This window comes from Synergistaceae bacterium, assembly GCA_017540085.1.
Lineage (GTDB): Bacteria > Synergistota > Synergistia > Synergistales > Aminobacteriaceae > JAFUXM01.
Genome location: JAFYBQ010000009.1, coordinates 1 through 13,534, shown reverse-complemented (window position 1 = coordinate 13,534; position 13,534 = coordinate 1). Strand labels below are relative to the sequence as shown.

Below are 13,534 nucleotides of genomic sequence, written 5' to 3'. Positions count from 1 at the left end.
AATGCTAATCACTCTTGAAGGCACTGACGGAACCGGGAAAAGCTCCGCGGCAAAAATTCTCGCCGACTCTCTCGGATTCAAATTTGCGTCAACCCCAGGCCCTGAATATATGCCCGTGAGGAAATTCGCCGCCGCCAACAAATATTCAGCGTATCACTATTATCTGTCATCATGCTATTACGTCTCGGACATGGCCGGAAAATATGATATAGTCTGCGATAGGTATATTCATTCAACGCTCGCATACAACTGGCCTTTTGACCGTGAAATCCCTGATGACATTTTCGGATATTTCGAGGGACTCAGGAAGCCGGACAGAAGTTTCCTCCTCTGCGCCAGCGATGACACAAGACGCGAAAGAATGTCAGACCGCAAAAGCAAAGGGGGAATCATCTCAGCTCTTGACCGCGATTTTGACGGGCAGAAGAAAGCGCAGGATGTTTACATGAAACTTCCCGGCCTGATTCATGTCTGTACTGACAATATGACTCTCGATGACGTAGTGAAATTCCTGCTCAATTCATGCGGGGAGATGATCGGCAAATGAAACCCAGTCCAAAAAACGGCGATGTTCTCCGCGTGAATAGGGGACTATATTCCCACTACGGAGTCTACGCTGACCCCGGCCGCGTCATTCACTACACAGGCGCGACAGGCCCGGACGACTTCAACGGCATTGTGCGCGAGACGACATTAGCGGAGTTCCTGAACGGCTCAGAGGATTTCAGCGTCTGCAACTTTCCCGAACACCCGAATAATTTTCCCGTAATCCCCGGCGTTAAGGGACTCGCCAAAATTCTACAGTTAATCCGCGTCATAAAGATGATGGATTACCACCTTTACAGCGGAGAAGAGACCGTGAGACGCGCAAGAAGCAAACTCGGCGAGGGCGGCTACAATCTTGCGCTGAACAACTGCGAGCATTTCGCGGTGTGGTGCAAGACAGGCGTTAAGGACTCCACGCAGGTCGACAGGATTCTTGACATTGTCGCCCGCTTTTTCGGCTGATGGGTCGCGAAATTTCGTCCGTAAGAATACGGCGGCTCCTGAAACTGGCGGCATACCTCCGCAAAAAGGGTGAGGCAGGCGCGGAAGTCTCAGACCTCATCACACACTGCGAATACTCCGGGCGGCGCGCTCTTCAGGATGATATACGGTTACTGCGGGACGAGTACAAAGCCGGAATCACATTCAGGCGCGATTATCCACGGCGTTACTGCATGACGTATGAAGGCGAGTTCCTTATGTCGCTGAGTCTGAACATGAACGACATTTCAGCACTGTGCATAGGCTTGGGAATGGCGAGTCATTTCGTGCCTGACTTCAAGAGTCACTGCAGGGAATTATGGCACAAAATCGCGGAGATTGTCCCGGACAGTTTTGTGGAGCTGGGCGAGATTCTAGCCGGACTTACGACAATTCAGCACCCTGTTTCAGGCATAAAGCCGTGGGTCTTTGAGACGGTATTAGAGGCGATACACGAGCATGAAGCGATAGAGATAGACTACATTTCGCCGTACGGAGACAGGAAGGTGAAGACTCACAGAATTTCCCCCTACGATATGTTCTTCAAGGCTCACTCGTGGTACATGGCCGCCGGGGACGGAGAAAGGATTCTGACCTTCAGGCTGTCGAGAATTGAGAGGATAATTATCCCTGATGACGGGAAATTTATCCCACCTCCTGATGACTACAGCCCGGAAATCTTCAGGCAGTCTTCATGGTACGTGAAAGGCGGACAGCTCCGGCACACGATAAGACTCGAAATCCGCGAGCCGATGGCCTCAATCGTCAGCGAAATGAAACGCCATCCCACGCAGAGAATAACGCGCCTCAATGATGACACTATAGAGCTTACTGCGACAATCCCAGATCTTGAGGAGGCCGCAAGGTGGATACTGTCATGTTCCCCCGGGATAACGGTCAAAGCCCCGGATGAACTGCGCGAAATGGTATGCGACTTAGCCCGGAAAGTTATTGCGGCAAACTCCACAGCGGAAAATACAATCTCAGGTGCGTGACTCTCTTCAGCCCGTCATCAACCTTCCCGGAAATTTCCGGCAGGCGTTCCCAGTTTCCCCCGTCAACCCTGCACAGCACGAGCGGCCTTCTCCCGTAATGACTCCACAAGTCCGGCAGTCTGTCCGATAACTGCGCTCCGGGGACAAAGGCATTCTTGAACAGTGGCGCAGTCCCCTCAAGATCAGGCATTCCCGGCAGGGGCGCGACAATCATCCACTGAGTCAGCTTCCAGGCGTTGAGCATTTCCGGCGAGGTCAGCGCGTGCTTCAGCGGCATAATCTGAATCCCTCCGACAGAATCACGCGGGGATGTCGCGACGCATATCACACCCGAATGTGAAGCCCGAATCCTTCCCCGGTTCTGATATATGCTCCCTCCGAAACGCCCGACTCCCTTCACGGGGCGTATCACCCTCGCGATAACTTTAGGCCCGTCTGCCCCGTAAGCGATTACCCTTCCGCCCGGCCTGTTCTCGAAATCGGCCATGTAGTATGGGAGTCTCTCAGGCAGGGGCGAACGTATAATCAGAATATCGCCCTCCCTAGGCGTATCAGTCAGCAGAGACTCGATCCCGTCATGCTCAACCGTAACCCCTGACCCTGTGAGAGGCGCGAACCCTCCGAATATCCCCGTACCCGCGTCCATGTCAAGCGCGAAAAACGCCCCCGGAGCCGCCGCGGGAGCTACCGTTACTGACGGAACAAGGCTGATGATTCTTCCTCTGTCATTCTCGGCGCGGACAAGAATGTGAATCGCGTTGACGGCAGTCGCGCATACGGTTGACGGACTCGCCCACCTGCTTGCGGTGTAAGCGGGCCAGTTTGTTTTTGACGGAATCATTTTCACGCGCCCTAACGGAATCACATTGCCCCCGGGCAATTTTGCCGTAACGTTTTCGCCGACAATACACGGGAGCCTAAGCTCAATGAGATTTTCCGCCCACGACTCCGAGACCGCCAGCAGAAATATCAGTGTGAGAAATATTTTCCTCATGGCCTAAACCCCCGGCAGCGGCGAGAACCATACCGCCCAGACGTTGCAGACAGCATGATAGATTATCCCCGGCATTACAGAGGCGTTCCTGTGCCGCAAAAGTGCCATGATTAAGCCGGGGAAAAATGTCAGAAGCCGTATGATTTTCTGAACCGCGATTAAGTGTACAGCCGCAAATACCGCCGTAGCTATTATGATTCCCGCGAAAGCTCCGAATTTCCGCACCGCCAGAGTCTGAAGCCATCCCCGGAAAAATGTCTCCTCAATGAATGCCGCGGCGATTCCTCCTCCGAGAATGTTCAGAGCGTCCCAGAACGGCGGAGTCTTGAGTCCCCCTCCCCAGCTCACAGGCATATACATGACAATCACCGTCAACGGAATCAGCGTAACAGCCAGCGCGGTTATCACGTCAATTTTTGCCCGGCGCGTGAGAAACCATTTCAGGCCGTAAGATTCTTCAGGCTCATTTTTCCACCTGCACCACGTGTACGGGAAATACAGCATGAAGGCCGCGGCAATGAGTCCGATGATGTTGACCAGTATGAAGCCGACCATGAGCTACAGCACTTTCAGGGCATCCTGAATGAATTGGAATGCGTTGTTGATGTAGGCGGCTATGTTGAAGCGGTTGACGTAGAGAGTCGCCGAGACTTTCCACAGCAGAATTATCACGGGGATTCCGACGATTACGACACCGATCTTGTAGAGGATTTTCGCCGGGATTTTCCCGTATTTTTCTGACAGCTCCCCGACAAGCCAGCCCATTACCATGAAGGCGAATCCGAGAATCCATATTGAGAGTCCCAATACTGCCTGAGTGTTTACGATACGCAAAATGAATCAGCTCCCAAATTTTGAGATTGTTTCTTGTGATTAGCCTTTATATTTTAGTGTATTACGGAAAAAATTTCTCGGCGGGAATTTCGCCCTCCCTCATGTGAAAGCAGGGGGGGCTTTGCGTTTTACCTGCGGGGAACTGAGGCAAATAGCTTCTTGTGTTTCTGGACGATGTTATATTCCGGGTTGGCTTCTTTGATTAACGCCGGCAGAACTTCGGGGTCATCAGGAAGATGATATGTGCAGATTGCCAGCTTTGGCGCGAATTTTGCGAGAGTCTCCCGCGCTCCCTCAATAAGATTGCGTTCAAAGCCTTCTATGTCTGACTTTATGAAATCCACGCGGGGCAGGTTGTTTTCACGCACAAAATCATCAACGGAGGTCTGAATGATTTCGCCGTCTTTGTTTTCGCTGACCGCCGCTGTCCCGGCCTCGCCTGACATGCTCACAAAGCCTGATGAACGCCCTACAGCCTTTTTGACAGGCACAATACCCGGATTGAGGGCGGCTGTCCGTGCAAGAACATCATAATTTTTCTCGAACGGCTCAAAGGCATAGCACGTAGCACCCTTAGCGGAGGCATAAGCGGCAAATTCCCCTATCCAGCTTCCCGCGTCCATCACTATGTCGCCGGGATTGATCCTCACGTCAACAAGGTCATTCTTCAGGCAGTAAGGCCCTTCAGGGAAGAGATAGAAATATTTGTTTATCTCACTTTCGCTGTAATTGTCGTCAAGATACATGTAGCAGTAGAAGACATCAAAAATGGTGTTCGAGAAGAAATCAGACTTGTATTTGCCTTCAAGCACGGGGATTTTCGCGTCCTTCAGCCTGTAATAATCTTTCTCCGCGCAGCCTTCTGAACGTAGCTGCTTTATGATTCTCCGCGCCATGAGGGAGTCGCCCATATGTACATCGCTTCTTGTTACGAATGAGAGTCCCTTGTCGGCGCACATCATCACGAACTCAAACGGAGTCATGATTCCGGCCCGCATTCTTTGCCATTTTGCGATAAACCGTCCTGTTATGCTTTCTCCGCCTGTTTCCTGAATCGGAATGTCTGATTTTGACTGTTTCATTGTACCGCCTTCATTTCATTTTGATACAGATGGGAAATTTATCACGGCCGGGATTATATCATAAACAAAATGCGTTAATGTGATAAACTTTGCGGGACTAAAATATATCATCAGGAGTGATTCATTTGGCAAGGAAAATTTTTGCGGCGTTCATTCTCGTTCTGGCATTCACTTTTTCAGCATTCGGCGCGGAGTCCGGCAAAGTGCTGGCGCGTGTGGGAAGCCAGGACGTAACCGAGGCTGAAGTCTTAGAGTTCATACAGCCTTTCGGACAGCAGGCGGTTACGCTTTACGGCACGGAGCAGGGCAGGAAGATGATTATCGATGATGTTATCTCCATGAGGCTCTACGCTCTTGACGGAGAAGCCTCGAAACTCGATCAGACAGCCGAATTTCAGTCCCAGCTTATGAACGCAAAACGGGCAATGCTGGCGCAGGCGGCCATGAGGGAAATTGTGAAGGACATCGCAGTAACAGATGACGAGGCCCGGAAATTCTATGACAGCAACCCGGCAATGTTCAAGAATCCCGAAAGAGTACACGCCCGGCATATTCTCGTGAGCGGCGATGAGAATCTCGCAAAGGTTCAGGCCGAACTCAAAGCCGGAAAATCATTCGACGTTGTAGCGAAAGAATACTCCATTGACCCCGGCAGCGCGGCAAACGGCGGGGACTTGGGCGAATTTCCGAGGGGCATGATGGTTCCTGAGTTCGAGAAGGCAGCCTTTGAGCTGAAGAATCCCGGCGATGTCTCCGCACCCGTCAAGACACAATTCGGCTGGCACATCATAAAACTAGAGGAACGAATCCCGGAGTCCCCTATACCGTTTGAGCAGGTGAAAGCGCGCCTGCTTCAGGAGCTTAAAGATCAGAAAACACAGCAGGCACTTCAGGACAGGGCGAAAGAGCTTGAAGGAAAGTACAAAGTAGAGAGGCTCTACGACAAGCCGCAGGAGACTTCCCCCGACAAGTAACGGCAAAAATTTACCCCTCGGAGAAATTTCCGGGGGGCTTTCTGTGAGTCATATCCGCGATTTTGCGTCCTCAATCTGTTTCCTGACCTGCGCGAATCCTGTCCCGCCGTAAACATCCCTCCGACTTACGCTCTCACGCGCCGACAATATTCCCATCATGGCCGAATCTGCTTCGGGTACATGCTCCTGCCACTGATCCTGCGTCATATCCTCAAACCTGATATTATTCTCTATGCACCATCCCACAAGCCGCCCGACAATCGCATGAGCTTCCCTGAAAGGGACTCCCTTCATCACGAGATACTCGGCGATGTCAGTCGCAAGCGAGTAACCTTTCTCAAGCCCCGACAGCGCGAGTCCCTCGTCAACTTCAACATGTGAAAGCAGTTCCGCAATAATTTTCACGGTTGCTTCTACTGTGTCAACTGATTCCCACAGCCCGCGCTTGTCCTCCTGCAAATCACGGTTGTACGTCATCGGCAGACCCTTCAGCGTAATCATAATGTCGACAAGATTCCCGATAACCTGCCCCGTTTTTCCCCGCGCTAATTCGAGGACATCGGGATTTTTTTTCTGAGGCATCATGCTTGACCCGGTGCAGAAATCATCAGGCAGGACGATAAACCCGAACTCTTGAGTGTTCCATGTGATTAAATCATTGCAGAGGCGTGAAACGTGAAGCATTAAGATTGACGCGAAATAGTGATAATCTGTCATATAGTCCCGGCTTGCTACTGTGTCGAGGCTGTTGCGCGTGGGACGGTCAAAGCCCAAAATTTCACACGTCATGAATCTGTCAATCGGCAATGTTGACCCGGCCAAAGCCCCGGCTCCGAGGGGACATTCATTCAGCGACTCAAGCGCGAAATCAAGCCGCCCTAAATCCCGGTGAAATGCCTCGAACCATGAGAGCCAGTAATGTCCCATTGAGATCGGCTGTGCCTGCTGCATGTGAGTGTAGCCCGGTATGATGATGTCAATATGCCGTTCAGCGTTTGAGACTAACACCCGGAGCAAGTCCCGGACATTTTCGCGGAGTCCCTGAAGACGTGAGCGCAGATATATTCTTGTCGTTGTCGCAACCTGATCATTACGCGAGCGGGCTGTGTGAAGTTTCGCGCCGAGCGGCTCAATCTCCGTGAGTCGCGCCTCGATATTCATATGGACATCTTCAAGCGACTCTGAAGGCGTGAATTTGCCCTCTCTGATTTCGTCTGATACCTTTCCTAGTCCTGCGATGATTTTCGCTGACTCTTCCCGCGTCAAAATTCCTGTCTCGCCTAACATTTTTGCGTGGGCTATGCTCCCCTGAATGTCGGACTCGGCCATGCGCCAGTCAATGTCAAGAGACTGCGTAAAATCCTGAACGGTTTTTGCTGTGCCTTTCGTGAATCTTCCGTGCCACATAAAAATAATCTCCCTCCTTGCTGAATGTGAGAGAGATTACCATTTACGCCCGGCGATAACAAGACTTGTTGACTTTTACAGCTTGAGCCGCGACAATGTTTCGCCGTCAGTTTCCCCGCCGAAAAATTTATCGAGTACCCTGTGAAACACTGAGCTTTTCTCCGAGACCGCCGCGAAAAGTGTCATAGATGATTTCAGCTTCAGCGCGTCAATTCCGCCCATGACTTTCACGGGGTCAGACTCTTCAAGCTCAAGCAATGCCCCGGAAATTTCCCGGAGGTGTGCGCCTAATACAGGGTGCGACAAATATTCTTTTGCCTCATCCGCTCCTGTAATCCCGAAATCCCACGAGTATTGAGACCGTCCAAGCCCGCGGAGCTGAGGAAATATGTACCATATCCAATGGGACACCTTCCGCCCCGCTCTGATTTCCCGGAGTGCCTGCGGATAATCGTTATCATGATACGGGAAGAACCGCCCTAAATCGCTATCCTTCATGTGTATCCCCTCCCTGATATTCTGCCGGGCTGACTCTGAGAGTCCCCGGATTTGTGTACGTAACAAGCGCGACAGTTCCCGGCACTGAGCGGACATACTTGCGTTCTGTGTAGTCGACAGGAACAGAGCCGGAATTTTTCCCGGACGAATGCCCCGCGGCGAGTCCTGCGGCAAATTCGAGAATGTCCCGGCGGTCTGTCTCAAGCTCAGAGCGTTTCAGCCCGCGTATTATGACGTGCGCCCCCGGCATTTCGTGAGCGTGAAGCCAAATGTCCTCCGGCCTTGCTGTCTTGAGGGTAACATATCGGTTGCCTCTTGCTGAGAGTCCCACGAGGATATTCACCCCGTCCCGGTCAATATTGAGATGAGGCGGGATATTTTCGCGCTTTCGTTTGGGATTGCGTGATTGTGATTTGGCGGGTGAAATCCATTCGGCGAGGTCTTTCACAGCCTCCGTGAAATTCTCCGGGTCATCAATGGCTTCAAGAAGTGTGCGCTGTTCTTTGAGTTCGAGAATTGATGAGTTCACAGCGTCAAGGCTTGCTGAAATTTCCGCAGGGTTTCCTTTCGCTTTCCTGTAACGTTTGAAGTAACGTTCCGCGTTTCTTGACGGGGATAAATCCGGGTCAAGCGTGATTTCGAGTATTGAGCCGTCCCAGTCGGTGATGGTGATATTCTCTGCCCGCTTGGGAATTTCGTACATATGCGACAATATAGCCTCGCCCTTTGCCCTGAATATTTCGGCCTCCCGGCACTCTCTGAGCTGCTTTGCGAGTCCGTCTCTGTGGCGTTCTTTTGCTTTCACGGCGCGTTTGATTTTCGCGTCAATCTCGTGAAGTGTCTTCTCCCTTCCCCGCCTCAATAACGGAACAAGGACTCCGAATCTTGCGGCCATGAGCGAATCCCGGCCAAGCTCCCGCGTTCCTTCGAGGGGGAAATCTATGCGGGTGAGATAATTATTCCTGATGATGAGCCTGCACACTGAGTCCGAGTCACCGTCAGCAATTTTCAGCAAAGCCGAAAGCCACGACTCCGGCTTCCTTTCCTGCCACTGAGACATGATGAGGCGCGCCAATGGCCTGCCGATTCCCTTCACGTTTGGGACATCCTCAAGCCGCAAATTCATTCCGTGAGTCAGCGTCAGGCCGTCAAATTCTGGCGGAGGGGTGTACGAATGGCCGGGGAGAATTGTCCTGTAGCGGTTTGTGTCGGGTGCTGAATGCCTCGCGGCCTCGTCAATTTTCCCGGACTCGTCAAGAAGAAGGAAGTTTGCTACAGGCTCTGTGATCTCAAGAATGATGGAGTAATTCACGCTGACACCAGCCGAGACTCGCCGCCTTGCTGACAGCTCTAATATACGGTCATGATTTATCTGTCTGACGGAATATATTTCGCTGCCGTGGGAGAGTCGGCTCTTCATTGCCTCAGTGATAGAAGCTCTTGACGGTGATATTTCCCGGAGCGCGTTAATTTCGGGCTGAGTCGCTGTGCAGATTCCCGCCGCGCCGGAAGTCCACGACATGAGCAGCCATTTTTCGCCGGAAACTTTGAGGGCCGCCCATGAGTCTCCGCCCTCTATACGATTTATGCGGAGCGGAAGAATTTTGCGAATCTCTCCCGCGAGTCCTGAAATAAATTCTGGTCCGAATGCCATTGATTTTTATCCTTTCACGCAGGTACAAAAAAAGAGAGGGGATTCGCTCCCCTCCCCTTTGTGATTCCGTTATTGCTGCAAACTACCTGATGAGGCTCAATACGTTCTGCGGCTGCTGGTTCGCCTGAGCAAGCATTGAGTTTCCGGCCTGAAGCATGATGTTCAGCTTCGTGAACTCCATCATCTCTTTGGCCATGTCCGCGTCCCTGATTCTGCTCTCTGCGCTGGTCAGGTTCTCGCTGGCTGTGGTGAGGTTGTTGGCGGTGTACTCTAAGCGGTTCTGGTACGCTCCGAGTTTCGCCCTCTGAGTGCTTACCTTGTCGATTGCGTTGTCGATGACCGTGATTGAGCGCGCTGCCCTGTCATGACTCATCATGTTCACCTCGTCAAGTCCGAGTGCGTGCGCCCTCATGTCTCCGATGTCCATCGCTAAATCCTCGCCCTCATTCGCTCCGATCTGAAGGACTGTCGTGTTGTCGGCAATATGAAGCGTAGTTGACTGCTCTTTCGCCGTGTAGACAAACTTGTTGAGGTTGCTGTTCCATTTCGCTTCAACGCCCTTCAATGCGCCGAACTCAACGTCAACATTCTCATGAATTACTCCGTGCATTACGTTGCCGGTCGTCTTCACGTTCTGGGCAAGAACTTTACCCGTATGCTCATCGAATACGTCAACGTTGTACACAGTCTCTTTCGAATCCTGAATCGTGTTCAGCGAGAATGCGTCAAGAATTTCCTGATCGCCTGAGAAGGTGATTTCACCCTGTGCGCCGGGAACTACCGACCTGATTACGAACGTTCCGGGTACTGCCTCAGAGTTCGCGCCCTTAGAGTCTACGAATGTTGCAAATCTAGTTGCATCGTCAACATACTTCGACTGCCCCAGATCCGTTGCAATCGCGTTGTTGATCTTCTTTGCAACTTCGTCAAGCGTGTCATTCGCATACAGCGTTACATTCGCAGTTTTGCCGTCGCCCTGATTCAGTGTCAGCGTCTTCGCGTCATCGAGCATGAATTTGCCCTCAGAGTTCCAGAACTTGTCGAGGTCGCGCAGTTTCACGTCTCCGCTTGCCGTCTTGCCGATGTATGACGATGTGAAGGAAGCAAGAGTATCGCCGTTCTTGATTGCGCCGTCGGTTGCGTTCAGTTTTCCGTCCGTAACCTTGAAGTCATTGTTCGTTATGAGGGTAATATCTCCCTCTGACACTGTGCCGGTTCTCTCGTTGAGTATGTAGTTCTTGAAGTGAACTTCTGTATTCTGAAGGTTGTCACCGTCGAGAGCATAAACGAGAGTGTTATTGCTTGTTGTTGTTCCCGTTGTAGTCTGACCGAAAACGCCGGTATCCCAAGCGTCATCCCAATCTTTATCGATAGTGCCTGTCACATCGACTTTCAATGCACCAGTTGCGTTACTCATTTTGCCGGCAGAAACGTAAGCTACGAACTTTCCGCTGTCTTCCACTGCAGAGAGCATTCCTTGGTTAAGTGCGATGGTAAGCTCAGCGTTAGTCGAATCGTTATCACCCACCAGCTTATCAATATTGACTGTTGCACCGCCGTCCGTAACTACGATATCATCCATCGTTGACGTGTAGTTTTTGCCATCCTGAGTGAGCCTTGTTGACGTAGCCTTGAGAGTAATTGTCTTGTTCGTGGTATCCCTTCCGGTAACCTCGAAGAGGATACTGGCATTCTCGATATTGTTTGCAGTGGAGTTCACTTTGAATACGGCACCGGCACCGACCTTTGTCTTCGCAGGATTCGGTGTCGCAGCTGTAGTTGCAATTTTTCCCACTGTTGCCGCAAAACTGTTTCCACTTGCCGTTGCAGCAAGTGTAGCTCCCTCACTACCCAATTTCGAAACCGTAATATTCGTTCCATCGAATCCCAAAGTTACGCCCTTTGCTGCTGCGTTAGAGACAACTGTATTCCACCCTGATGTTGTAGCACCCGTAGTGAACAGAGTACCAGGAACTGAAGCGCCGTCACCTACTGTTACACTACCTATTGACTCGCCACCAAGAGTAAACGCCCAAGTACCACTTCCTCCGCTCGGAGACGTAACGCTCGATATAGAGTATGAAGTTGTATACTGAGTTCCACCAACACCATAAGAGCCTGTAACTATTGCATCTTTCGCACCAACCGCTGTCTGATTCTTTTCGGTAACCAGCGAATAAGTGCCGGGTGTCATGTTGTCAACCTGAACGTCTTTCACACCGTCGGGAGCGTTGATTGTCTTGTTGGTGAGGACGTTGGGGTGCTTGATTGTCATGATGTCGGATTTCTGGACTTCTGCCTGACCCGGATCAGCCTTCACGCGGATTTTGTAGTTGCCCTCGATTGACTTTTTCTGCCCGAACTGGTCAACTTCGCGGAGTGATCCCCTGATGAGGGCTTTCGTCTCCATGTCGCTTGAACTCCAAAGTCCCGATGATGAGCCGTCAAGGAGCTTCTTTTTGTTGAACTGGGTTGTGTTGCCGACTCTGGTGATTTCGTCTTTCAGCTGGTCGACTTCCTCCTGAATGTAGGCTCTGTCCTGCTGTGTCAGTGTGTCGTTGGCAGCCTGGACTGAGAGTTCACGCATTCTCTGAAGGATTGAATGAGTCTCGCTGAGTGCGCCCTCTGCCGTCTGAATTAAGCTGATACCGTCCTGAGTGTTGGCTACGGCTCTGTCGAGTCCTCTGACCTGGGAGCGCATTTTCTCACTGATTGCGAGACCTGCTGCGTCGTCGGCGGCTGAGTTGATTCTGAGGCCGCTTGAGAGTTTTGCGATTGACTTCTGAAGAGCGTTGCTGGTGTTATTGACTATGTTGTAAGTCTGCAACGCCGGTATGTTGTGCTGAATTACCATTGACATGGTGCTTTACCTCCTTGTGTATTTTTGTTGCTGTTCCCCAATTCTTCCGTGTACTGGGGATTGTTCCTCCCCTCACGTGTTACGAGGGTAAATCTTGTGCTGCTGTGAAACTTTGTCCTAAATCGCGATTAGGTATTCTTTGAGGCGGTCTTGTGATTGCCTCTTCTCTTTTCACTGACAGTTTCGGAGCGTGATATGTGAGACTTTAGCGTGTGTGAAAAAAAATGCTGATGCCCATCGTTGGTGTACTCCGCCCGGCTCAAGCCTGCGGATTGCGGAATCACTGAACCGTGCCAGCTGAATCAACGCTTGTCGTGAAGCGCGCCGCCGACAGTGGCTCTCCTCCAAGGGCTGACACCCCAGCCCGCAAAATATTCATGGCCGCGTTCCTGTCCCTGTCATGATGTGTCCCGCATGAAGGGCAGTCCCACGAACGTATGCGCTCATCCTTCAGGGCAGTGTTCTTGAATCCGCAGACGTGGCAGAGCTGGCTTGACGGATAATAGCGGTCAAGGAAGATTATTTTTGTTCCCGTTTTTGTTGCTTCATATGATAATGTTTGCACAAAGTCATAGAAAGCAAGACTGTTAATCTTTCTGCCGTGCCTTTTGCCGATTGCCTGAAGGTCTAAAGTTTCGAGGCATATTACAGCGTATTGTTCACAGAGTCTTCTTGCTGTCTTGAAGTGGAAATCCGTGCGCTGCCGGAACATTTTGCGGTATGCTCGGATCAATTCCCTGTATGCACGCTCGCGGTTGTTTGAGGCTTTCTTCTTCCTGAAAAAATTGCGGCTCTTTATGTGGGTAAGCGACCCCACGCCTAAAGGCGGGGGCTTTCGGTGAAGTTTGGTACTCGGCCTAACGTCTGGACACGCATATTACCGCTCCAGAATACCCTTATTCGCCGGGGCTGGCTTACACAGCCTCTATCCTGTAGAGTCGTTAAACTCACCAGTTTACTTTTTCTCAGTATGTTTAATGCTCCGTTTACGTCCGCGTTCAAGATATACCCTGTTGATGTCCTGTACTGCCCACGTGTTATTCTCGTTCCGCTGAATTGATATTTTTGTGGGTTATCCGCGTTGTAGGTCGGCAATTCGTCATTATCAAAGAAACTTGCTTTTGACGTGTAACTTTCTTCCTGCTCTACATAATTTATGCCGTAAAGCTCGCAAAGATATGCTAATTTTTCTCGGAGCTGTCCATGCGGG

The 13,534-nt window shown here is 51.3% G+C and carries 14 protein-coding genes; 4 read left to right on the top strand and 10 right to left on the bottom strand.

Translation table 11 applies throughout. The features are described from left to right. Window position 1: 1 nt before the first annotated feature. Genes IKQ95_01475 through IKQ95_01465 form a run of 3 tightly spaced genes read left to right on the top strand, consistent with a single transcriptional unit; the run spans window position 2 to window position 2,021 of the window. Window positions 2-547 carry a hypothetical protein gene (locus IKQ95_01475; GenBank protein MBR4195364.1) on the top strand — a complete coding sequence of 182 codons (546 nt, stop codon included), beginning with the start codon at window positions 2-4 and terminating at the stop codon, window positions 545-547. Beyond that, window positions 544-1,008, top strand: a complete 465-nt coding sequence (locus IKQ95_01470) for a lecithin retinol acyltransferase family protein (protein ID MBR4195363.1) — start codon at window positions 544-546, stop codon at window positions 1,006-1,008. Before IKQ95_01475 ends, IKQ95_01470 begins: the two co-directional genes overlap by 4 nt. After that, the gene (locus IKQ95_01465) at window positions 1,008-2,021 is read left to right on the top strand and encodes a WYL domain-containing protein (GenBank protein MBR4195362.1); all 1,014 of its coding nucleotides are present in this window, start codon (window positions 1,008-1,010) and stop codon (window positions 2,019-2,021) included. The genes IKQ95_01470 and IKQ95_01465 overlap by 1 nt, the downstream gene beginning before the upstream one ends. Here IKQ95_01465 and IKQ95_01460 read toward each other — a convergent pair. From IKQ95_01460 to IKQ95_01445, 4 genes are all read right to left on the bottom strand, one after another. Then, complete coding sequence (locus tag IKQ95_01460) at window positions 1,975-3,015, bottom strand: hypothetical protein (GenBank protein MBR4195361.1); 1,041 nt, start codon at window positions 3,013-3,015, stop codon at window positions 1,975-1,977. The genes IKQ95_01465 and IKQ95_01460 overlap by 47 nt on opposite strands. 3 nt (window positions 3,016-3,018) lie before the next feature. Then, the gene (locus IKQ95_01455) at window positions 3,019-3,570 is read right to left on the bottom strand and encodes a CPBP family intramembrane metalloprotease (GenBank protein ID MBR4195360.1); all 552 of its coding nucleotides are present in this window, start codon (window positions 3,568-3,570) and stop codon (window positions 3,019-3,021) included. A gap of 3 nt (window positions 3,571-3,573) precedes the next feature. Then, window positions 3,574-3,849 (bottom strand): hypothetical protein, encoded by a 276-nt coding sequence (locus tag IKQ95_01450; protein ID MBR4195359.1) that lies wholly within the window; start codon window positions 3,847-3,849, stop codon window positions 3,574-3,576. A 128-nt stretch (window positions 3,850-3,977) separates the two neighbouring features. Then, window positions 3,978-4,931, bottom strand: a complete 954-nt coding sequence (locus IKQ95_01445; protein MBR4195358.1) for an FkbM family methyltransferase — start codon at window positions 4,929-4,931, stop codon at window positions 3,978-3,980. 443 nt (window positions 4,932-5,374) lie between these two features. Here IKQ95_01445 and IKQ95_01440 point away from each other — a divergent pair, with 443 nt between their 5' ends. After that, window positions 5,375-5,905: a peptidylprolyl isomerase gene (locus tag IKQ95_01440; GenBank protein MBR4195357.1), complete on the top strand. Its 531-nt coding sequence runs from the start codon at window positions 5,375-5,377 to the stop codon at window positions 5,903-5,905. A gap of 48 nt (window positions 5,906-5,953) precedes the next feature. Here IKQ95_01440 and argH read toward each other — a convergent pair whose 3' ends face one another. The 6 genes from argH to IKQ95_01410 form a co-directional block, all read right to left on the bottom strand. Further along, window positions 5,954-7,312: an argininosuccinate lyase gene (gene argH, locus IKQ95_01435; protein ID MBR4195356.1), complete on the bottom strand. Its 1,359-nt coding sequence runs from the start codon at window positions 7,310-7,312 to the stop codon at window positions 5,954-5,956. 75 nt (window positions 7,313-7,387) lie between these two features. Then, entirely contained in the window at window positions 7,388-7,810 is a 423-nt protein-coding gene (locus IKQ95_01430) for a DUF1810 domain-containing protein (protein ID MBR4195355.1), read from the bottom strand. Then, complete coding sequence (locus IKQ95_01425; GenBank protein MBR4195354.1) at window positions 7,800-9,464, bottom strand: NFACT family protein; 1,665 nt, start codon at window positions 9,462-9,464, stop codon at window positions 7,800-7,802. The genes IKQ95_01430 and IKQ95_01425 overlap by 11 nt, the downstream gene beginning before the upstream one ends. Before the next feature lie 82 nt (window positions 9,465-9,546). Next, window positions 9,547-12,318: a flagellin gene (locus IKQ95_01420; GenBank protein ID MBR4195353.1), complete on the bottom strand. Its 2,772-nt coding sequence runs from the start codon at window positions 12,316-12,318 to the stop codon at window positions 9,547-9,549. A 286-nt stretch (window positions 12,319-12,604) separates the two neighbouring features. Then, window positions 12,605-13,141 (bottom strand): transposase, encoded by a 537-nt coding sequence (locus IKQ95_01415; protein MBR4195352.1) that lies wholly within the window; start codon window positions 13,139-13,141, stop codon window positions 12,605-12,607. 2 nt (window positions 13,142-13,143) lie between these two features. Continuing rightward, window positions 13,144-13,534: hypothetical protein (locus IKQ95_01410; protein MBR4195351.1), on the bottom strand; the 391-nt coding region annotated here is incomplete at its 5' end.